Source organism: Mesorhizobium australafricanum (genome assembly GCF_033977265.1).
Classification (GTDB): domain Bacteria; phylum Pseudomonadota; class Alphaproteobacteria; order Rhizobiales; family Rhizobiaceae; genus Mesorhizobium; species Mesorhizobium australafricanum.
Genome location: NZ_JAVIIT010000001.1, coordinates 85,340 through 106,351, shown reverse-complemented (window position 1 = coordinate 106,351; position 21,012 = coordinate 85,340). Strand labels below are relative to the sequence as shown.

Annotated in this window: 22 protein-coding genes; 7 read left to right on the top strand and 15 right to left on the bottom strand. The window is 63.6% G+C overall.

Features of this window, described 5'->3' with window-relative positions; translation table 11 throughout:
• Positions 1-85 precede the first annotated feature (85 nt).
• From RFM98_RS00575 to RFM98_RS00545, 7 genes are all read right to left on the bottom strand, one after another.
• On the bottom strand, positions 86-673 hold the full coding sequence (locus tag RFM98_RS00575) for an NAD(P)H-dependent oxidoreductase (RefSeq protein ID WP_320307021.1): 588 nt from the start codon (positions 671-673) through the stop codon (positions 86-88).
• Positions 673-1,254 (bottom strand): NAD(P)H-dependent oxidoreductase, encoded by a 582-nt coding sequence (locus tag RFM98_RS00570; protein ID WP_320307020.1) that lies wholly within the window; start codon positions 1,252-1,254, stop codon positions 673-675. Before RFM98_RS00570 ends, RFM98_RS00575 begins: the two co-directional genes overlap by 1 nt.
• 289 nt (positions 1,255-1,543) lie before the next feature.
• Positions 1,544-2,947, bottom strand: coding sequence for an FAD-binding oxidoreductase (locus RFM98_RS00565; protein WP_320307527.1), 1,404 nt, complete (start codon positions 2,945-2,947; stop codon positions 1,544-1,546).
• On the bottom strand, positions 2,947-4,245 hold the full coding sequence (locus RFM98_RS00560; protein ID WP_320307019.1) for a cytosine deaminase: 1,299 nt from the start codon (positions 4,243-4,245) through the stop codon (positions 2,947-2,949). The genes RFM98_RS00565 and RFM98_RS00560 overlap by 1 nt, the downstream gene beginning before the upstream one ends.
• Positions 4,246-4,691: 446 nt before the next feature.
• Positions 4,692-5,543: an ABC transporter permease gene (locus RFM98_RS00555; RefSeq protein ID WP_320307018.1), complete on the bottom strand. Its 852-nt coding sequence runs from the start codon at positions 5,541-5,543 to the stop codon at positions 4,692-4,694.
• On the bottom strand, positions 5,530-6,351 hold the full coding sequence (locus tag RFM98_RS00550) for an ABC transporter ATP-binding protein (RefSeq protein WP_320307017.1): 822 nt from the start codon (positions 6,349-6,351) through the stop codon (positions 5,530-5,532). Before RFM98_RS00550 ends, RFM98_RS00555 begins: the two co-directional genes overlap by 14 nt.
• Positions 6,352-6,366: 15 nt before the next feature.
• Positions 6,367-7,371, bottom strand: coding sequence for an ABC transporter substrate-binding protein (locus RFM98_RS00545; protein ID WP_320307016.1), 1,005 nt, complete (start codon positions 7,369-7,371; stop codon positions 6,367-6,369).
• 256 nt (positions 7,372-7,627) lie between these two features.
• Here RFM98_RS00545 and RFM98_RS00540 point away from each other — a divergent pair, with 256 nt between their 5' ends.
• On the top strand, positions 7,628-8,011 hold the full coding sequence (locus tag RFM98_RS00540; protein WP_320307015.1) for a RidA family protein: 384 nt from the start codon (positions 7,628-7,630) through the stop codon (positions 8,009-8,011).
• A gap of 61 nt (positions 8,012-8,072) precedes the next feature.
• Positions 8,073-8,870 carry a creatininase family protein gene (locus RFM98_RS00535; RefSeq protein ID WP_320307014.1) on the top strand — a complete coding sequence of 266 codons (798 nt, stop codon included), beginning with the start codon at positions 8,073-8,075 and terminating at the stop codon, positions 8,868-8,870.
• 14 nt (positions 8,871-8,884) lie between these two features.
• Here RFM98_RS00535 and RFM98_RS00530 read toward each other — a convergent pair whose 3' ends face one another.
• Both RFM98_RS00530 and cobD read right to left on the bottom strand, forming a co-directional pair.
• A complete protein-coding gene (locus RFM98_RS00530; RefSeq protein WP_320307013.1) occupies positions 8,885-9,394 on the bottom strand; it encodes a tyrosine phosphatase family protein in 510 nt (169 codons plus the stop codon).
• Positions 9,391-10,446 (bottom strand): threonine-phosphate decarboxylase CobD, encoded by a 1,056-nt coding sequence (gene cobD, locus RFM98_RS00525; RefSeq protein ID WP_320307012.1) that lies wholly within the window; start codon positions 10,444-10,446, stop codon positions 9,391-9,393. The genes RFM98_RS00530 and cobD overlap by 4 nt, the downstream gene beginning before the upstream one ends.
• Here cobD and cbiB point away from each other — a divergent pair.
• Positions 10,445-11,434, top strand: a complete 990-nt coding sequence (cbiB, locus tag RFM98_RS00520; protein ID WP_320307011.1) for an adenosylcobinamide-phosphate synthase CbiB — start codon at positions 10,445-10,447, stop codon at positions 11,432-11,434. The two genes, cobD and cbiB, sit on opposite strands and share 2 nt — an antisense overlap.
• Here cbiB and cobO read toward each other — a convergent pair.
• The 4 genes from cobO to RFM98_RS00500 form a co-directional block, all read right to left on the bottom strand.
• Positions 11,431-12,045: a cob(I)yrinic acid a,c-diamide adenosyltransferase gene (gene cobO, locus RFM98_RS00515; protein WP_320307010.1), complete on the bottom strand. Its 615-nt coding sequence runs from the start codon at positions 12,043-12,045 to the stop codon at positions 11,431-11,433. The two genes, cbiB and cobO, sit on opposite strands and share 4 nt — an antisense overlap.
• Position 12,046: 1 nt before the next feature.
• Complete coding sequence (cobU, locus tag RFM98_RS00510; protein ID WP_320307009.1) at positions 12,047-12,592, bottom strand: bifunctional adenosylcobinamide kinase/adenosylcobinamide-phosphate guanylyltransferase; 546 nt, start codon at positions 12,590-12,592, stop codon at positions 12,047-12,049.
• Positions 12,593-12,721: 129 nt separating this feature from the next.
• Positions 12,722-13,408, bottom strand: coding sequence for a gamma-glutamylcyclotransferase (locus RFM98_RS00505; protein WP_320307008.1), 687 nt, complete (start codon positions 13,406-13,408; stop codon positions 12,722-12,724).
• Positions 13,409-13,517: 109 nt separating this feature from the next.
• Positions 13,518-14,717: an MFS transporter gene (locus tag RFM98_RS00500; protein ID WP_320307007.1), complete on the bottom strand. Its 1,200-nt coding sequence runs from the start codon at positions 14,715-14,717 to the stop codon at positions 13,518-13,520.
• Positions 14,718-14,945: 228 nt separating this feature from the next.
• Between RFM98_RS00500 and RFM98_RS00495 the strand changes: the two genes are divergently transcribed.
• Together RFM98_RS00495 and RFM98_RS00490 are read left to right on the top strand one after the other, a co-directional pair.
• Entirely contained in the window at positions 14,946-15,947 is a 1,002-nt protein-coding gene (locus RFM98_RS00495; protein ID WP_320307006.1) for an acetyltransferase domain-containing protein, read from the top strand.
• A complete protein-coding gene (locus RFM98_RS00490) occupies positions 15,944-16,423 on the top strand; it encodes a methyltransferase family protein (RefSeq protein WP_320307005.1) in 480 nt (159 codons plus the stop codon). Before RFM98_RS00495 ends, RFM98_RS00490 begins: the two co-directional genes overlap by 4 nt.
• Positions 16,424-16,718: 295 nt before the next feature.
• On the opposite strand, the gene RFM98_RS00485 is transcribed toward RFM98_RS00490, so the two are convergent.
• Entirely contained in the window at positions 16,719-17,105 is a 387-nt protein-coding gene (locus tag RFM98_RS00485; protein WP_027168973.1) for a MerR family transcriptional regulator, read from the bottom strand.
• Between the two features lie 143 nt (positions 17,106-17,248).
• A complete protein-coding gene (mgtE, locus tag RFM98_RS00480; RefSeq protein ID WP_320307004.1) occupies positions 17,249-18,667 on the bottom strand; it encodes a magnesium transporter in 1,419 nt (472 codons plus the stop codon).
• 357 nt (positions 18,668-19,024) lie between these two features.
• Between mgtE and RFM98_RS00475 the strand changes: the two genes are divergently transcribed.
• Positions 19,025-19,696, top strand: a complete 672-nt coding sequence (locus RFM98_RS00475; RefSeq protein WP_320307003.1) for a LuxR C-terminal-related transcriptional regulator — start codon at positions 19,025-19,027, stop codon at positions 19,694-19,696.
• 122 nt (positions 19,697-19,818) lie between these two features.
• Positions 19,819-21,009, top strand: a complete 1,191-nt coding sequence (locus RFM98_RS00470) for an aminotransferase class V-fold PLP-dependent enzyme (protein WP_320307002.1) — start codon at positions 19,819-19,821, stop codon at positions 21,007-21,009.
• Positions 21,010-21,012 lie beyond the last annotated feature (3 nt).

Genomic DNA, 21,012 nt, shown 5'->3' with positions numbered 1-21,012 from the left:
GCGCCAAATGTCGTAGGTTCGCGCCGCCCCTCATCTGCCTGCCGGCATCTTCTCCCCGTTGAACGGGGAGAAGGACGCTAATCGCTCAAAACCTCTCCAACCTCGCCCTTACCTTCCCAAGAAACACCGCCCGGCTCTTCGGCGTCGAGGCATCCATCAGATAATGCGCCAGGAAGAACGTCTTGCAGCGCGTGGCGCAGAGTGCCCGCATGCCGCGCAGGATCGTCCTGCGCCCCGGCTGGCCGACGACGACGCTCCACCAGGTCGGCGCGCCGCAGGTGGTGATGACGCCGACCTTGGTGACATGCGTCATCAGCGATTTGATGCGGCCCCTTCCGGCCGGCAGCTGGAAGGCAATGTCGGTTGCCCACACGCGATCGAACCAACCCTTCAGCATCGCCGGCAAACCGTACCACCAGGTCGGATAGATGAAGAGGATCGCCTGGGCCCAGTTGAGCAATTCGAAATGCGGCTTCAGCGCCGGATCCTGAGGCGCGCGGTCATTGTAGAAGCGCCGCTCTTCGCAGCTCATCACCGGGTCGAATTTCTCGGCATAGAGGTCGAGCAGCCGCACCTCCCAGCCTCTTCGCGTCAGCACCTCCACGGCGGTGTCGCGGATCGCGGCGCAAAAGCTCTCCGGCACCGGATGGCAGTAGACCACCAGCGCGCGCATCAGAAGCTGTCCATGCTGGCCGCGACCTTGGCCATGAAGGCCTGTCGCGTCTGGTCCGAAGACAAGTTCATCGAATAATGCGCGAGATAGGTCACCGACGCGCCCGGCTTCACCGTGGCGCGCAGCATGCGCTTGATCAGCTTGCGCGGTGGATCGCCCATCAGCATGGCGCGGAACCGGCTGCCGCCATAGGTGGTGACCGCCGACACCTTGCCTATGTTGTGCAGCGACGGCTGGACCTTGCCATTGATCAATTTGAACGACACGCCAGGCAGGAAGACGCGATCGAAGAAGCCCTTCAGGATCGCCGGAAAGCCGTAGTTCCAGACCGGATAGGAAAGCACCAGCGCTTCGGCTCTCTGAAGCCTTTCCACGTAGCCGGCCACCGCATCGTCGGGTCCGCGCCGGTCGTGGTAGCCGAGCCGCTCGGCGCGCGTCAGCCGCGGGTCGAAATCCTCGGCGTAGAGATCGCAATCGTCGACCGCATGGCCCGCCACCGACAGCCGCTCGACGATCGTCCGGTGCAGGCCGGCATTGAAGCTGGTCTCCACCGGATGGGCGTAGAGGACGAGGACGTTCACAGGAGAACATTCCGCAGGTCAGCGCGAGGCACCCCCCTCTGCCCTGCCGGGCATCTCCCCCTCAAGGGGGGAGATTGGCAGTTTCGGCGCCTCGCCTGTCCTTCCAAGGTCGGAGATTGGCGGAAGCGGCGGGGCGAATAATCTCCCCCCTTGAGGGGGGTGAGGAGTGGTCGGCGAAGCCGACGGAAAGCCAATTGCTTGGCTTTCCGAGCGACGAACGCCCGAAGCGGCAGCGAAGGGCCGCAGCCGGCAGGCCAGAGGGGGGTACAGCGCCGCACGCTTGTCATAATCAACTCGCCTTCTGCAACCCCTTGAATAAAAAAGTCCGACCGGAGCGATAATCATAGTCAGGATTTTCCCAGGCGATCATCTTGCCGGGGTTGAGCAGGCCTTGTGGATCGGTCTCGCGCTTGAAGGCAAGCTGGATCTCGTCGGTCTGCTTCATGCCGCCCTCTTCCAGCGTGTAGCGATGCGGGTTGAAGATCGGGCAGCCATTCGCCTCATGCAGGCGGACGATCTCGTCCAGCCGCGCTTCGGTGGTGAACTTGACCAGCGGCAGCCCGAAGCAGGTGATGTTGCCGTCGAGCCGCACGAATTCCAGATGCGAGAACACCTCGCCCGGAAACATCGCGTCCATCTTCTCGACCAGCGCGAGCTGGTTGGGAAACGGGTAGAGCGACTGCAGGTAGGTGATCGACGGATCGACGCGCAGTGCCCTCAGCGTCGTGTGGTTCCAGGCAAGCTCGTAGGCCGGCGGCAGGCCTTTCTTGTCCTCATCCGTCGCGGTTGCCGCATTGAAGATGACCTCGCCGCCGGTGCGCCGGGTGAAGGCCAGAAAGGCGTCGAGCCCGTGCCTCGCGACCATGACGACGCAGATGCTCTGCCCTTCGCGCAGGAACTTTTGGTGCCGCTTGAAATAGAGCTGCGGCACCGGTGCTGCGATCGGCGTGATCAGCTTGGTCAGGATGCCGTCCTGGCAGGCAATCGCGTTGCCGTAACGGGCGGCCCCCATAAAGGTGTCGAAGCCGACGATGACGTCGACCCATTCATAGGCGGCGGTCAGCGGCATCTCGACCTCGGTGATGATGCCGTTGGTGCCGTAGGCATGCGTGACCTTGTGAAGGTCCTCGCCGGTGAGCTCGAGCGCCTTCGGTTCGCCCTCCATGGTCACGACGCGCAGGCGCAGCACATTGCCGAAATCGCGCAAGCCGCCGAAATTGATCGAGCCGACGCCGCCCGAACCACCGGCGATGAAGCCGCCGATCGAGGCAGTGTTGTAGGTCGATGGCGAAAGCCTCAGCTCCTGCCCGGAATGCGCCCGCGTCGCCTTGTCGATCTCGGCCAGCACAGCGCCCGGCCCGGTCACCACGCGTCCCGGCGCGATCGTCTTGATCTCGTTCATCTCGGCGAGGTTGAGCACCACGCCGCCCGACAAAGGCATCGCCTGCCCGTAATTGCCGGTGCCGCTGCCGCGCGGCGTCACCGGAACGCCGTGCCTGTGGCAGGCAGCAAGCACACGGATGACCTCGTCCTCGCTCTTCGGCGTGACGATCAGGTCGCCGGTGACATGATCGAGCTGCGCCTTCAGCACCGGGCTGTACCAGTAGAAGTCGCGGCTCTTTTGCTGGACGATGGCCGGATGGTCGTCGACCTTGATCCCGTCGAGATCGCGCTTCAGCGCTGCGATATCCATCATCCCACCATCAATTCGTCGAGTTCGGCATAGTCGGGCAGTTGGCGTTCGATCGCCCTGCCCTCGCGCACCACGATGCGATCCGATTCGGGCCGCGACAGCAATTCGGTCCAGCTCCGTCCCTTGAAGACGATGAAGTCGGCGCTGCCGCCGGCGGCAAGCACGCCGGCGCCCTCAAGCCGCATCACCTCGGCCGGTGTTGCCGCCACGGCTCGCGGCCAGTCGCCGACCGGATGGTCGAAATGCAGGATGCGCGTCGCCATGCGGTAGACTTCCAACATGTCGAGATCGCCATAGGCGTAGAACGGGTCGCGCGTGTTGTCGGAAGCGACCGCCACCTTGATGCCGCGCGCCTTCATCTCATGCAGCAGCGTCACGCCGCGCCAGCGCGGGGTCGTGTGATTGTTGCGGCGGTCCTGCAGATAGAGGTTGCACATCGGCAGCGACACCACGGCGAGCCCCGCCTTCGCCACCTTGTCGAGCGTGTCGAGCACCTCGAGGTCCGGCTGGCGCGCCAGCGAGCAGCAATGGCCGACCAGGATGTTGCCCTCAAAACCGTTCCAAAGCGAAGCCTCAGCGATCTTCTTGAGCGAGATGGCGGCTACATCGTCGGTCTCGTCGGCATGGAAATCGAGATCGAGCCCGTGCTTGATCGCCTGCGCGAAAACCTGGTCGAGCAGTTCCTCAAGATCAGGCACCATATAGGTGACGACGCCGAGCACGCCCTTGGCCGCGGCGACGCGCTTCGCCAGCCGCTCGAACCATTTCTTGTCGCGGACGCCTTCGATGCCGAGCAGGCAGGCGGCCTGCAGCTCGATCCTGCCGCGCCATTTTTCCCGCATCGTCTCGAACACCGGCCAGGAGATTTCCTCCTGCGGCGGCACGCTGTCGAGATGCGTGCGCAAGGCCTTGGTGCCGTGCGCGTAGGCCGAACGCAGCGAGAAATCCATGCGCCGCGCGACGTCCTCCGCGCTCCAACGCGCGGTCCGGTCGGCACCGGTGGCATTGAGCGCCCCCATGAAGGTGCCGTCGGGATTGGGTTTTCGCGGCCAGATATGGCCCTTGTCGATATGGGTGTGGCAGTCGACAAAGCACGGCAGCACGATGCGGCCGGCAAGGTCGATCGCATCGGCTGGTGCCGATCTTCCGGGCGTTTCGATGCACGCGATCTTGCCGTCGGCCACTGCGATATCGGCGAGCGTGAAACCGTCGGCGTCGAACGGCGCGGCAAGACCCGGCGTGAGCGATCGATGAAGCCGAACGTTAGCCAGGCGATAAGAACCAGTGGTTGGTATCAAGGCCTGCCCCCCGCTATCCTATGCAGCACCGTTCTCCAAAGGGGTCGGTTGGATCGGAGACACAGCGAACGGCCGTGCGGAGACATCGCGAACAGTTTTGCACCGCTGCTAAGCTCGAAGGGAACGGCATGGATCCTAGGGTCTGCGCGTCCGCTTCGCTCCCGCTCCGCCCTAGGATGACGAAGAGAAAGGATGCCGCCACCAATCGCAAACGTCGGGGATACCGGGGTTCCTACCAATCTCCAGCGTTGGCGATTTGCATATGCCTTCCTGTCCTTCGTCATCCACGGGCGGAGCGGGAGCGAAGCGGACGCGCAGACCCGAGGATCCATGCCGTTCCTTTCGAGCTTAGCGGCGGTGCAAAACTGTTCGCGATGTCTCCGCACAGCTGGTCGCCGTATCTCTGGCCCAAGCAGCCCCTCGCCGTTCTCAATCACGTCACCCACCTAGCGCTCCTGCTTGAGCGCGCTCTCGTGCCAGCGGCGCAGGATGAGATGCGACACCAGCGACAGCACCAGGAAAATCAGGATGCCTGTGAGCGAGATCAGGATCAGCGCCGCGAACAGGCGTGGCGCGTTGAGCCGGTAGCCGGCCTCGATGATGCGTGAGGCGAGCCCGGAGGACTGCCCCTGCGCGCCGGCGACGAATTCGGCCACGACCGCGCCGATCAGCGACAAGCCGCCGGCGATCTTCAACCCGCCGAGGAAATAGGGCATCGCCGCCGGCAGTCGCAGATAGCGCAATTGCTGCCAGCGCGTCGCACCGTTGAGCTTGAACATGTCGCGTAAGTTTCGGTCGACCGAATTCAGCCCGAGCGTGGTGTTGGAGAGGATCGGGAAGAAGGCGACGATCCAGGCGCACAGCAGCAGTTTGACCGTCTGGTTGTTCACATAGATGTTGATCAGCGGGAAGATGGCGACGATCGGCGTCACCTGCAGCACTATGGCGAAGGGGAAGAACGACATCTCCACCCATTTCGACTGCGCGAACAGCACCGCCAGCCCGACGCCGCCGATGACCGCGAGAGCCAAGCTGAGGAAGGTGATCCTGAGCGTCACCAGCAGCGAGGAGAACAGCAAACCGGCATCGCTATGCAGCGTCTGCAGCACCACGCCAGGGCGCGGCAGGATATATTGCGGGATCTCGTTCCAGACGCAGATGCGGTCCCACAGCACGATCGCCAGCACCATGATCGCAAGCGGCAGCACCCATTTGCCGATCCGCTCCAATCGCTCCTGACGAGCGCGGCGCGCCTCTTCCGGATCGAGCTTCAACGTGGTGTCTTCAATGGCCGTCATGGTGCGGTCCGGCGGTAGAGTTGATGGCATTCACCAGCACGTCCGAGGCCTGCCGGCAAAGTGCCGCGTAGTCGGGTGAGGTACGGAACACTTCGTCGCGCGGATAAGGCGCATCGACCGGGAGTTCGCCAAAGACACGGCCCGGACGCGCGGCCATGACGACGACGCGGCTGGACAGGAACACGCTCTCGAAGACGCTGTGGGTGACGAAGACGACGGTGAAGCGCTCGTCCTGCCAAAGCTCCAGAAGATCGTTGTTGAGCTTGAAGCGGGTGATCTCGTCGAGCGCGGCGAAGGGCTCGTCCATCAGAAGGATGCGCGGCTTCGTCACCATGGCGCGCGCAATCGATACGCGCATCTTCATGCCGCCGGAAAGCTCGCGCGGCACGGCGTTCTCAAAGCCGGTGAGATGGACGCGCGACAGCATCGCCATCACGGCAGGTTGCGCCTTGGCGCGCGACACGCCCTTGAGCCTGAGCGGCAGCCAGACATTGTCGAAGACGCTGGCCCAGGGCAGCAGAGTCGGCTCCTGGAAAACGAAACCGATGTTCGAGCGGTCGATCGAGCCGCGCCAGTCGAGCTGGCCGGAGGTCGGCGTCGACAGGCCGGCGATCAGCCGCAGCGCCGTCGACTTGCCGCAGCCGGACGGGCCGAGCAGGCTGAGGAAATCGCCCTCGCGGATCGCCAGGTCGACCTTGCTCAGCGCTGTCACGCCGTTGGAAAAGACCTTGCCGACACCGCGCAACGACAGCAGCATCGGGGTTTCGCCCGATGCCGCCGGCGTCTTCGCCACTTTTTCCTGGATCATCTCAGGCAGGCCGCCCTACTTCTTCAGCTCCAGCCCGACGCCCTTGTTGATGAAGGCGAGCGTATAGGCCTTCTTGATGTCGATGCCCGGTTGCGCGACTTTGGCCTTGACCATCTTGTCGTAGAAACTCTGGATGCGGGCTTCGTTCATGGTGCCGATGCCGAGCTTTTCCGAATCGCCGGAATCGACGACGCCGAACTTCTTCATCTGCTCGATCGAGAAGGCGATCTGCTCATCCGTCATGTCCGGATTGTCCTTCTTGATCATGTCGTTGGCGGCCTTGTTGTCGCCGTAGAGGTATTTGTACCAGCCCTTGGCCGAGCCATCGACGAAGCACTGCACCACCTCCGGCCGCTTGTCGATCGTGTCCTGCATCACCTCGATGGTCGTCGCATAGGTATCCCAGCCATGGTCGGCGAGCAGGAACTGGTTCGGCACGAAGCCGCCCTGCTTCTGCACGGCGAACGGCTCGGAGGTCACATAGCCCTGCTGGATCGATTTCTTGTTGGCGATGAAGGGGGCCGGATTGAACGTATAGGGCACGCGCTTGGCGGCATCGTAGCCGAGGTCGGTGACCATCCACTGGAAGAAGGTCTGCGCGCCCTCGTCGCCCATGATGTACTGGTCGGCGTTCTTGAGGTCCTCCCACTTGTCCAGCCCCTGCCCCGGCTGGGACATGATAACCTGCGGGTCCTTCTGGAAGTCGGACGCGACGACACGCATCGGAATGCCTTGCTGCACGGCGTCGAAGGCCGAGAGCAGATTGCCGCCCATGTAGAAATCGATCTTGCCGGCCAGCAGCATCGGCCGGCCACTGACCTGCGGGCCACCCTGCATGATGGTGACGTCGAGGCCGCAGGCGGCATAGGTGCCGTCGGCCACGGCCTGGTAGTAGCCGCCATGCTCCGGCTCGGCCAGCCAGTTGGTGCCGAACGTCACCTTCTCGTTCGCGGCCGCACCCAGCGTGCTGGCAGCAAGCAGGGCGGCAGCGCCCGCCAGGATCTTTTCTTTTCCGACCATAAACATCACCCTCTCTTGGCTCCGGCGCGCTGCGCGCTGGGCTCGACACCATTTGTTCAAGAAGCAAGACACATGCCACCGCCTGGGCCGCCTGCTTGCGCGGCAGTCATTTGCCAAGACCGGAAGGGGTCATGCTGTGCGCGAGGCATCGTGCCTATTTTTTGAACGCCTGTCCATAATCGCTCCTGGCGGCATGCACCGCATCTTGAAGCTTTCATGAATCGAGCCTTAGTCTGGCGGCGAACAGGGGAATGCCATGCTCAAATATCTGACGCCCAAGTCGATCAAGCCGCCCTTTGCCCGCTACAGCCACGGCGTCGAAATCCCCGCCGGGAAACGCCTGGTGCTGTGCTCCGGTCAATTGGGCATCGGCGCGGATGACGCCGTGCCGGAAGACGCCGGCGCGCAGACGGAGCTGTGTTTCAAGAACATCGCCGCTATCTTGAGCGAAGCCGGCCTGACGCTGAACGACATCGTGCGCATCAACGCCTTCGTCACCGGCCGCGAACATCTGCAGGCCTACATGGATGTTCGTAATCGGCTTTTTTCCGACCCGGCGCCGGCCTCGACGCTGATGATCGTCTCCGGTTTCGCTCGCCCGGAATTCAAGGTCGAAGTGGAAGTTCTGGCGGCAGGCTAGCTGTTGCCCGCAACCGTGAGGCGCCTTAGATCACCTCAGTTAGACGACCGGGAGACGAAAAGTGACGACAAGACGTGTGTGGTGGGGCGACTACCGGACGACTGAATATGCCTCGATCGACGCCGAAGCGACCATCGCCGTGCTGCCGGTCGCGGCGATAGAGCAGCATGGCCCGCATCTGCCGGTCTCGACCGATACCTCGATCATGATGGGCATGCTGGAGACGGTGATCGCGCGCCTGCCCGACGATCTCGACATCCGCATCCTGCCGGTGCAGGCGGTCGGCAAGTCGAACGAGCACCTGCATGCGCCGGGAACGCTCACTTTGCCCGCCACCACCTTGGTCGACGCCTGGACCGAACTCGGCCTGTCGGTCGCCCGCGCCGGGGTCAGAAAGCTGATCGTCGTCAATTCGCATGGCGGCAATGAAGAGATCATGGGCATCATTTCGCGCGAATTGCGCGTGCGTGCCAAAATGCTGTCGGTGAAGACGAGCTGGCAGCGCTTCGGCCGCCCGGCCGGCATGTATACCGAGCTCGAGGACCGTCACGGCATCCATGGCGGCGATGTCGAGACCTCCCTGATGCTGCACTTCCGGCCCGACCTGGTCGACATGAGCAAGGCCGACAATTTCGTCTCCAATGTCGCTCGTGCCGAAAAGGAATTCGCCATGCTGCGCCACACCGGAACGCACGCCTTCGCCTGGATCGCCAGCGACCTCAATCCGAACGGCGTGGTTGGCGATGCCTCGATCGCCACGGCCGAGAAGGGCCGCCTGACGGCGGAAATGCAGGCCGACGGTTTTATCAGCCTGGTCAAGGACGTGCGTAAGGCGAAGCTTGCCGATTGGCTGTCGTAGTCAAAAGCGCCAGCTCAACTTTCAAGAGTAAGCTCGAAGGGGACCCCTTCGAAAGCATCGGCGCCGCGGCCGATCGCCTCGATTGCCGCGATCATGCGGCCGTCGCGCTGAAGCAGCATGTCGGCGACGGCTATCAGCCGTGGATTGGGTGTTGCGGTCGGCGAGAGAAAACGCAGCGTCTTGGCGAGTTCCGCCTCGTCGCGCCTAGGCGCCAGCGCTGCTGCGATGATGTAGGCCGACGCGGTCGAGCGGCTGACACCGGCATAGCAATGCACCACCAGCGGCTTCACGCGGTCCCAGCGGTAAGCGAAGTCGAGCAAAGCGCGGACATGCTCCTCGCCGGGCATGGTCATGCCTTCCTGCGCCACGGCAATGTCGTGCATGACGAGGTGCAAATGGTTTTCCGCCAGGATCGAGGCCGGGCGGATCACTTCGGTGCCGGCGGCAAGCAGCGAAAGCAATCGCTGCGCACCGGTCCTTGCCACGGTTTCGTCGACCTTCGACAGCGAACAGACGTGGATCATCGTCCAAACTCCCTGTTCGCATCCTCGCGCCGCGCGGCCCATGCGGCAAGGGCACTTTCAACGCGCTGCCATTCCGCCTCGTCGCCCGGCAGACCGATGCGCAGGACCTGCGGCCGCTCGGCGAAATGACGCACCAGCACGCCGCTCGAACCAAGTGCCGAAAACAGGCTTGGCGCTTCGGGAAACGACACAAAGCGGAACAGGCTGGTGCCGCCGGCGACCGGAACATCGTATCGGTCAAGCAACGTGTCGAGCCGCGCGGCATCTTGCGCCAGGCGTTGCCGCATATCGTCTTGCCACTCCGCATCCGACAAGGCGCGGATGCCATATTCGAGCGCCGGGCCGGCCACGGCCCAAGGTCCCAGTTGCGCATCCAGCCGCTCGGCCGTCAGCGCATCCGCCAGCGCGAAGCCGAGCCGAACACCCGCCAAGCCGAAGAATTTGCCGAACGAGCGCAGCACGACGATGCCGCCCGCCCCGACATCGCCGGCCAGGCTTTGCTGAGTGGGACCGACATCCATGAAAGCCTCGTCGACGACGAGCAGGCCGCCCTTGGCACGAAGCCGCGCGGCAAGGTCAAGCAGGCGAGCCTTTTCGATCACCCGCCCGTCCGGGTTGTTGGGATTGACCAGCACCGCGAGGTCCGCCTCGACCAGCGCGTCGAAATCACTGACTTCGGCGACGGCATGGCCGGCGATGGCCGCGGCCCGGGCGTGTTCGGCATAGGTCGGGCCGAGCACCAGCGCCTTGCCGGGCCGCACCAGCGAAGCGACGCGCGGCAGCAGAATCTGCGTGCCGGGCGCCGCTGCCACATGCGCCGCCGACGGCGCGCCATAGGCCGTAGCCGCAATTTCGGCCAATTCACGCAGTTGTCCTGCCTCCGGCAGTCGGGATAGGGCGGTGGCGGGCAATTCGAAAAGCGGATAGGAGTGCGGATTGATACCCGTCGAGAGGTCCACGAAAGGTTTTGGTGCATGAGGAAAAAGCGCGCTTGCGCGGCCAAGGCTGCCGCCATGATCAACCGCTGCAATCGCTCCGCTTAGAAGCTTCATGTCGATCCTGATCGCTTTCCTGTCACTCGCCGTCGAACGTGCCCTTGGCTATCCGGACTGGCTGTTCAACGCTATCGGCCATCCGGTAACCTGGATCGGCAGGCTGATATCCTTTCTCGATCGCCGGCTCAACCGCGCCACAGATTCCGACGAATTGCGTCGCCGCCGCGGCGTTCAGGCTCTGCTCGTCATTTTGCTGGTGCCCGGCGTCATCGGCCTGGCGCTGCATGTCCTGCTCTGGCTGATCTTTCCGTCGGGCCTGGTCATCGCGGTCATCCTCGGTTCTTCGCTGCTTTCGCAAAAAAGCCTCGCCGAACATGTCGAGAACGTCGCCGACGCGCTGGAGACCGGCGGCCTGGCGCTCGGCCGCATCGCCGTTTCGCGCATCGTCGGCCGCGATCCCGAAAAGCTCGACAAGGCAGGCGTTGCGCGCGCCGCCATCGAAAGCCTGGCCGAAAACTTCTCCGACGGCATCGTCGCGCCCGCCTTCTGGACCGGCATCGGCGGCTTAGGCGGAGGTGCGGCATACAAGGCCGCCAACACCGCCGATTCGATGATCGGCCACCGCACGCCGCAATATAAGGCCTTCGGCCGGGCCGCCGCCCGCTTCGACGATTTGATCAACCTGCCCGCATCGCGGCTCACCGGCCTGCTGATCGTGCTGGCGGCCTTTCTTGTCCCGGGCGCCGATCCGCGCGGCGCCTGGCAGGTCATGCGGCGCGACGCAAGGAAGCATCGCTCGCCCAATGCCGGCTGGCCGGAAGCCGCGATGGCCGGCGCGCTCGGGCTTTCGCTCGCCGGCCCGCGCAGCTATGGCGGGGAGGTCGTCGAGGACGCCTTCATGGGCGAAGGCGGCCGCCGCGAGGCCGAAAGCACCGACATTCGCCAGGCGCTGAAGCTCTACCGCACGGCAGACTGGCTGCTGCTCGGCCTGTTCGCGGTCCTCTCGGCGGTGGTGATCTATTTGACCATTTTGATCGGCGGCTAAAATTCAATTCCCTGCTGGGCTTTTACGCCCGCCGAGAAATGATGCTTGGTCTGCCCCATTTCAGTGACCAGATCAGCCGCCTCGATGAGCAGTTGCTTGGCGTTGCGGCCGGTGACGATCACATGCAAATCTTCCCGGCGCGCTTTTAGCGCCGCGACCACTTTTTCCAGATCGAGATAGTCGTAGCGCAGCGCGATGTTGAGTTCGTCGAGCACCACGAGGCTGATCGACAGATCGGCCATCAGCTCGAGCGCCCTGGCCCAGGCGGCTTCGGCGGCGGCGATGTCGCGCTTCAGGTCCTGGGTCTCCCAGGTGAACCCTTCGCCCATCGCATGCCAGACGACACGGTCGCCGAAAGCCGCGAAAGCATCCTTTTCGCCGGTGTGCCATTTGCCCTTGATGAACTGGACGACGCCGACGCGCTTGCCATAGCCCAGCATCCTGAGCGCCAGGCCGAAGGCGGCTGTGGTCTTGCCCTTGCCCGGCCCGGTGTTGACGATCAAAAGCCCCTTCTCGATCGTCTTGCCGGCCACCTCGGCATCCTGCACCGCCTTGCGCTTGGCCATCTTGGCGCGATGGCGCTCGGCGTCCTTATCTTCGATTTCGGCCATGTCACTTCACCTTGAGCGGCAGCCCCGCCACCATCATCAACACATTGTCGGCCGCGGCCGCGACCTGCTGGTTGAGCCGGCCGGCAGCGTCGCGGAACCGGCGCGCCAGCGCATTGTCGGGCACGATGCCGAGACCGACCTCGTTCGAGACCACGAACCACGGCCCACGCGGCCGCGACAGCACATCCGCCAGCCGGCGGCACTCGGCCTCGACATCATGTTCGGCCAGCATGTGATTGGTGAGCCACAGCGTCAGGCAATCGATCAGCACAGGCTGGTGATCCGGCAAGGCCTCGATCGCGCCAACCAGGTCGAGCGGCGCATCGACCGTGACCCAGCCTTCGCCGCGCCGCGAGCGATGCAGCGCTATGCGCTCGCGCATCTCATCGTCATAGGCTTGCGCCGTGGCGATGTAGGCCCAGGGCGATCGATGGGCGGTCGTCAGGCTCTCGGCATGCGAGCTCTTGCCCGAGCGCGCGCCGCCCAGGATGAAGGTCAGTTTCCGATCGGAAGCTTTATTGCCTGTCGCGGCTATCGCGCCGGTCATTCCCTGCCTTTTTTACTCGGATGAAATCCTGTCGCGGCCACAAGGCTGACGGGTCGCGACTTTAGGCAGAAGCAAAACCACCGGCAAACCAAATTCCGCCACCCCACGGCGCGATTGCGCCACGAGTTCTTACGAAGCCGCGATCCGGGCGGCGACCAGTTGCTGCAGCCGCCACAAATGCGCGTCATGGATGCCGCGCTGCTCGAGATTCCTCACCGTGCTGTAGAGATAGTCGGCGCCCGATCCCCAATGGCCGCAGGATGTCGCAAGCCTCTCTACCACTTCCTCCTCGCTGAGCGGGCCGGCATAGGTGGTGCCTTGGCGGTTGATGACGAAGGCCAGCGCCCGCAGCGGTCCTTTGTCGGTCGAAAGCTGCAACAGACGCGGCCAGTAGCTCGTCGGCTTCAATGTCATCTCGCGCCGGAAAAGCTTGTCCAGCGCTTGCCTTCGGTTGCCGTCGGCCAGCCGGAAGGCAACGCCCTTGCACTGGCCGCCGCGATCCAGCGCCATCATCAGGCCGGGGCTCTGCTTGGTGCCGCGCCAGCGCGTCATCTTCATGCAGAAGGAACGGTGCCAGCCACGCGCCAGCGCCACGCGTTCCTCGGTATGCTCGATCTCCGGCTTCCAGATCAGCGAGCCGTAGCCGAACAGCCAAAGCGGCTCGGTCGCCGGCAGTTGCGCCTCGAACGCGTCGAGCATCGCCTCATAGTCACTGTCATCCAGATGCGCCGCGTCGGGGTCCGGTCCCGCATCCTCGACCGCGCGAAAACAGCGGGCGACCAGTTCCTCGGTAAGCGACATGGTTCTTGGATACATGCGCGTGACCTTAAGGTCCCCGCGCAGCCGCCACAATCGGGGGAAGCCGGCAATTGACAACTCCTTTGCCCGGGTGGTGCGCGAGCGCCACGCCGCATATCAGCCCGGATCAAAACGACTTCGGCAGATAGCGCCAGGTGACGAAGCCGCAGAAAGCGGCCAGGATGCCGAGCGTGACGAACACCGAACCGAGGCCGAAGAAGGTCAAAACAACCGAATAGACCAGCGGCGGCGTCAGTTCGGAGAAGTCGAGATAGGTGCGGTAGACCGCCGCCATCTGCGCCTTCTCGTAGGAGCGCACCGAGCGCATGAAAGCGGTCGAGCCGAGCGCGTCGAGCGCGATGGTGAACAAGGCGCCAAGGAGCAGCAGCGCGCCGGTGAGGAGCGGCGCGGCCTCGCCGACGCCGCCCGCCGCAAGCAGCACGGCCGCCATGGCGAAATAGGCGAAGGTCATGACCCGCCGCCCACCGAAACGCCTGCCCGCCCTGCCCCAGAAGATTGCCATGAACAAAAGCGCATTGCCGGCCGAAACCAGCAAACCGCCGGCAAGCTCGCCCTGGCCGGTGATCACCATGAACAGCGGACCATAGACGAAGAAAGTCGTCCAGAAGCAGGAGCGGCCGAAGGCGATTAGCCAGGCGAGCCGCAGCCTCGGTTGCGCGACGAAGCGGCCGATATTGGCAAGCGGATTGGCGGGGCGCGACTTGCCGGGCCGGATAGACTGGTTGTCGGTCAACCGGTAGAACCAGAACAGGCAAAGCAGCGCGAAGGCAAACACCACGACCGCGCCATGCGCGGCATAGATGCCGAAGTGGGTGTAGAGGAAGATGCCGAGCGTCGGCCCGCCCGTCCAGGCAAACATCGACCAGGCCATGCGCAGCGATTCCGCCTGCATGAAGTCGGTCTTGCGGATGTGATCCATGATGTAGAGGTTGAGCGTGATCGACAGCGCGCTCGCTCCCATGACGCGGCAAAGCATGCCGGCGATCTGTCCGGCCAGCGTGTGGGTAACGAAGAAGGCGGAGCCGATCGCCAGCAACACGCAGCCGGCCGTATAGACCCAGCGTCGCGCGAAGCGGCGGATCAGCATCGGCATGAACAGCGTGACCGAAAGGCCCATCAGCGACACGATGGTGTAGAGGATCGAGACGATCCGTTCGTTGTGCAGGATCTCGTAGGCCTGGATCGGGATCACGCTGGAGATGGTGGCGCGGGCGAAGGACTCCACCGCGTAGAGCGAGGCGAAGGTGCGCGCATCCGCCGGCCGCAGGGCCGGAAGCCAGATCGGATGGCGCACATGGGTGGACATCGGCCCTCCGAGACGTGAATCACCCGTCAAATCTGGCCGGACGAGCTGCCGGCCATTAGCAGTAAACCGACCCCGAGAGGCCGAAAAGCGAAGCCTGTCAAAGGCTTTCCGCCGCTGGCCTAAAGCGGAATTTCATGGCTGCCATGAAACGCGTTGATGGCTGCCTGCTTCTGTCGCCCACTTGAACCGTGATAGTCATTCGGCTCGACTGAATCGGATTGCGTGACGATGAGCCTTCAAACGACCGGCGAACCTGTTCAGGACACTACAAAGCACCGCCGCATCCAAGCCATCGACATCCTGCGCGGCGTCGCGCTGCTTGCGATGGCGAGCTACCACTTCACCTGGGACCTCGAAAACTTCGGCTACACCACACCAGCCCTCACGGCTTTCGGCTGGTGGAGGTTTTACGCGCGCTGCATTGCCTCGACCTTCCTGTTCCTGGTCGGCGTCAGCCTTTTTCTCGCCCATGGCCGGCAGATCCGCTGGCCTGGCTTCTGGAAGCGTTTTGCCATGGTCGCCGTGGCGGCGATCGCCATCTCCGCCGTCACTTATTTCGTCACCCCGGACGGCTTCATCTTCTTCGGCATACTGCATGAGATCGCACTCGCCAGCCTGCTCGGCCTCGCCTTTCTCAGGCTGCCCTGGCTGCTGACGGCCATTATTGCCGCGGCGGTCATTGCAGCGCCTTACCATCTGCGCTCGGAACTCTTCGACCATCCGGCACTGTGGTGGGTGGGCCTTTCCGCCACCAACCCGCGGTCCAACGACTATGTGCCGCTCTTCCCCTGGTTCGGCCCTGTTCTGCTCGGTATCGCCGCGGTGAAGCTCGCCTCCTCATCCGGCCTGCTCTCCCGGTTGGCAACATGGGTGCCCGGCCGCTGGTCCAACCCGCTGATCTTCATCGGCCGGCACAGCCTCGCCTTCTACCTCATCCACCAGCCGCTTCTGTTCGGTTCGGTGTGGCTGTTCGCGCAGGTCATGCCCGCCGCTCCCCAGGACAAGGAAGCCGGCTTCCTGCCGGCGTGCCAGGTACAGTGCGAACAGCAGCGGGACAGCAAGTTCTGTTCCAGCTATTGTGGCTGCATGCTGGACACGCTGAAAGGCGAAGGGTCTCTCGACAAGCTCTACGGCAACGACCAGTCCAGCACCTGGAAATCGCATCTGGCCGATCTGGCGGGCACCTGTACCGCCGCGACGGAGGACGAGATGGAGGGAGGGCAGCAATGACAGGCATCGCAAAGCCCAGACACGGGATCATTCCCTGGCCGCCGGTGATCTATGTCGTGGCGATCGCGCTCAGCGTCGTCCTTGGCCTGCTCTATCCGCTGCCTTGGATCGGCGACATCTTCGGCGATCTCCTGTTCGGCGTCGGCTGGGTGGCGCTGTTCGGCGTGGCCATGCTGTGGATCACGGCGATCCGAGCCATGTTCAGGGCCAAGACGACGCTCGATCCCAACGCCGAGCCCGACCATCTAGTGACATCGGGCCCCTTCGGCATCACCCGCAACCCGATGTATCTCGCCAACACGCTGCTGCTGATCGGCGTTGCCTTCATCACCGGCATCGCCTGGTTCCTGCTCTTTGCCTTCCTCGCCGCCTTCGCCACGCAGAAGCTTGCGATCGAGAAGGAAGAAAAGATCCTGACGGCGAAGTTCGGCAAGAAGTACCGCGATTACGCCAAGCGGGTGCGGCGCTGGATTTGAGCTGGCTCGGCCTCTTTCCCATGGCGGTTCGCTAAGGCATAAAAAACAGATCGCTGACCTCGGCGATTAGCCCAAGCGATCCGAATGTCGTCATCCTCGGGCTTGACCCGAGGATCCATGCCGTGACCTGGTCGGAGAACGAAGCGGAGCAGAATTCTGTAATCGTTGCAACGCCTTAGCGTCACGGCATGGATCCTAGGGTCTGCGCGCGTCGCTTCGCTCCTTGCTTCGCCCTAGGATGACGACGTTGCGAAGCGCTTCGGCTAATCGCCAACGTTTGCTGTGGTAGCTCTGCTTAGGTATTAACACCCAGCTCGGCCAGCCGCTCCACGCAGGACTCTTCCGCCTGGTCCAGCTCGGCCAGCGTCTCTTCCAGGTCGCGCCGCTTCTGGCGCAGGTCCTCGCGCTTCTCCTCTATGCGCTTGATCATCAGCTTGAGCTGGCCTACCTCGCCGGGCGGCTCCTTGTACATCTGGATGATCTCGCGGATCTCGTTGATCGAGAAGCCGAGCCTTTTTCCCCGCATGATCTGGCGAATGAGATGCCGGTCGGATGGGCGAAACAGCCGTGTGCGGCCGCGCCTGACCGGCTGCACTAGCCCTTCGTCCTCGTAAAAACGCAGCGTCCGCGTCGACACGTCGAATTCGCGTGTCAGCTCGGTGATCGTATAATATTCCCGCATCCCAGCTCCCAAGCCCGGGCATCGCCGCCTGGAGCGTCGCCCTTCCCTCCGATTTGACCCATCCCGCGCCGGAATCGGCACGTGACCCCGGGGCAACCTCGCACGGCACTTACGTAAAAGTCAATTAACGCCGGCTTGTTGGTTTAGGGCACGCTAAACCACCATGTCGCCAATCCGAGAAAGGCAAAAAAGCCGACACAATCGGTAACCGCTGTGACGAAGACAGCCGAGGCCACCGCCGGATCGATCTTGAAGCGGTCGAGCACCAGCGGGATGAGTATCCCGGCAAGCGCGGCGGCGAACATGTTGATGATCATCGCTGCAGCGATGATCCCGCCCAGATTGGGGTCGCGGAACCAGAAGCCGGCGACCATGCCGATAAGCACGGCAAAGACGATGCCGTTGATGAAGCCGACACCCAGCTCGCGGCGGATGATGCGGGTGGCGTTGTAGATATCGAGATCCTTGGTCGCCAGCGCCCGCACGGTCACCGTCATGGTCTGCGAACCGGCATTGCCGCCCATGCCGGCGACGATCGGCATCAGCACCGCAAGTGCCACGATATGCTCGATCGTGCGATCGAACAGGCCGATGACCGAAGCGGCGAGGAAGGCGGTGAACAGATTGACCAGCAGCCAGGGCACGCGCGAGCGTGAGGTGGCGAGCACCCTGTCGGACAGTTCTTCGTCGCCGACGCCGCCCATGCGCAGAAGGTCTTCCTCCGCCTCCTCCTGGATGACGTCGACCACGTCGTCGATGGTGAGCACGCCGACCAGCCGCTCGTTCTCGTCGACCACGGCGGCGGAGAGCAGGTTGTATTGTTCGAACTCCCGCGCCGCCTCTTCCTGGTCCATCGTAGCCGGGATCGCATGCAGGGTCTCATGCATGACGTCCTGGACCTTGACCGCACGCTTGGTGCGCAGGATCTGGTCGAGGTCGATGGCGCCGACCAGCTTGAAGCTCGGATCGATGACGAAGATCTGGCTGAAGCGCTCGGGAAGGTCCTTGTCCTCGCGCAGGTAGTCGATGGTTTGGCCGATCGTCCAGAACGGCGGCACGGCGACAAACTCGGTCTGCATGCGCCGGCCGGCCGTCTCTTCCGGATAATCGAGGGCGCGCCGCAGCCTGATGCGCTCGGTGAACGGCAGCTGCGACAGGATCTCGTCCTGGTCTTCCTTCTCCAGGTCCTCGAGGATGTAGACGGCATCGTCGGAATCGAGTTCCTGCACTGCCTGCGCGATCTGCGCATTCGGCAGATTGTCGACGATGTCCATGCGGATCGCTTCGTCGACTTCGGTCAGCGCGGAGAAATCGAAATCGGAGCCGAGCAACTCGACCAGCGCCCGGCGCTGTTCGGGATGAAGCGCCTCCAGCACGTCGCCAAGCTCCGACTGGTGCAGGTCATCGACTTCGCGCTTGAGGGTGATCGTGTCGCGGTCGGCGATCGCCGCGCCGATCCGGGCGAGGAAAGCGGCGAGAACGGCGCCGTCCTCGCCATAGATGTCGGCGTGCTGCTCCTCGGCGGGCGCGGCGCCGGTCGTCTGTGTGTCCTGGCCTTCCACCAGCGCCTCCCGCCATCAGAATCCCGAAGGGTATCAAATCAGGTCTAGCGCATGACCCCGAGAACGGGAAACCGCTTTCGGAGAAATCTCAGACCTTTGCGGCAGATAGCGCTGCGATGAGATTCGTCTTGGGAAGATGTCGCGCTAGAGCCCGGAATAGCCGAGGAAATATCGCGGTGATCTTGCCCCGGAGCCGCTGACTTACCACGCGCCTCAGGTGTGACGATCGCTTCAGCCGACGCGACAGCGCATGTCGCTGGGGAAAGAGCACCCCTTCCCCATTGAGGCAGAATTGTCATGATGCATCATCCAGCAGGATCAGCGCATCGCTCAACGGCCCCAGGACAAACGCTGCCCTTGAACATCGAGTCCGCAAAGACCAACGAGGCAAATACCGATCGGCGCGTTCGCGTGGTCGTCGCCGAGCGCAATCCGCTCGTTGTTTCGGCGCTGCGCGAAATGCTGGAATGCGACGGCCGCTTCGATCTGCTCGGCGCCGTGCAAAGCGGCACGCAATTCCTGGAGCTGGCCGCCACCACGCAATTCGATGTCGCCGTCATCGGCTGGAAGCTCGCCGATATGGATGGCGCCGACGTCCTAACGGAAGTCCAGAGCCGCCAGCTTGGCGTGCGCATCACGGTTTTTTCCAACGACCACGACATCGGCATCCTGAAGCAATGCGTGCGCCTCGGCGCCCAGGGCTACTGCTTCCAGTTCGACGATCCGCCGGTGATCTTCGAGACGATCCTGGCGGTCGCGCATGGCCGCATCTGCATCCCCTATATCGACATCAACAAGGTCAACGACACGCCATTGTCCCGGCTCACCGTGCGCGAGCGCGAATTGCTCGCGGTGCTTTCCGACGGCTGGACCAACCTGCAGATCGCGACGCGGACCGGGATTTCCGAGAACACGGTGAAGTACCACCTGAAGAATCTCTACGACAAGCTGGACGTGCGCAACCGCGCCATGGCCGTCGCGCTCTATTCGAGCGAGAAACGCCGCCCGTCCAAACCGCCTATCGGGTAGTCCGACCGGGTAGGACCATCCCACCCGCAAGGGCCAACAACTTACCCGGCAAGGTGTTGTTGGCGAGCCTCGCCAAGACGAAACTTCCTCCACAATCCCAAACGGTCGGAGGAGTTTCGCGCATGGCTGGGTTCACGCATCTTTTCATCCCGGGACCCACCAACATTCCGGAACAAGTCCGGCAGGCCATGAACCTGCCGATGGAGGATATGCGCGCCTCCTCCTTCCCCAACCTGACGCTGCCGCTGTTCGAGGACATCAAAAAGGTCTTCAAGAACGAGACCGGCCGGGTCTTCATCTACCCCTCCTCCGGCACCGGCGCCTGGGAAGCGGCGATGACCAATGTGCTCAGCCCGGGTGACAAGGTGCTGATGTCGCGCTTCGGCCAGTTCTCGCATCTGTGGGTCGACATGGCCGAGCGGCTCGGCTTCGAAGTCGACGTCATCGATTGCGAATGGGGCACCGGCGTCCCGCTCGAGCTCTATGCCGAGAAGCTTCGCGCCGACAAGGCGCACCGCATCAAGGCTGTCTTCTGCACCCAGAACGAGACCGCGACCGGCGTCACCAGCGATGTCGCCGGCTGCCGCGCCGCGCTCGACGCGGTGAACCACCCTGCCCTGCTTTTCGTCGACGGCGTCTCCTCGATCGGCTCGATCGATTTCCGCCAGGAGGAATGGGGCGTCGACTGTGCCGTCAGCGGCTCGCAGAAGGGCTTCATGCTGCCCGCCGGCCTCGGCTTCCTGTCGGTCAGCAAGAAGGCCCTTGCCGCTTCACGGGTCGCGACGCACCGGCACTGCTACTTTTCCTTCGAGGACATGATCCGCACCAACGATGCCGGCTATTTCCCCTATACGCCGGCGACGCAGTTGCTGCGCGGCCTGCGCGCCTCGCTCGACCTCATTGCCGAGGAAGGGCTGGAAAACATCTTCGCCCGCCACCATCGGCTGGCCGAAGGCGTGCGCAAGGCCGTCGACGCCTGGGGGCTGAAGCTGTGCGCCAAGACACCGCAATGGCACTCCGACACGGTGAGCGCGATCCTGGTGCCGGAAGGCATCGACAGCGCAAACGTCGTCAAGCGCGCCTTCGGGACCTACCAGACCTCGCTTGGCGGTGGCCTCAACAAGGTGGCCGGCAAAGTCTTCCGCATCGGCCATCTCGGCTGGCTGAATGAGGTGATGGTGCTGGCCTCGCTGTCGGCCGCCGAAATGGCGTTGCTGGATTGCGGCGTGCGCCTTGCGCCTGGTTCAGGCGTGGCCGCGGCGATCGAGCACTTCCGCCGCACGGCCGACATGCCGGTCGCCAAGGCTGCGTGAGGA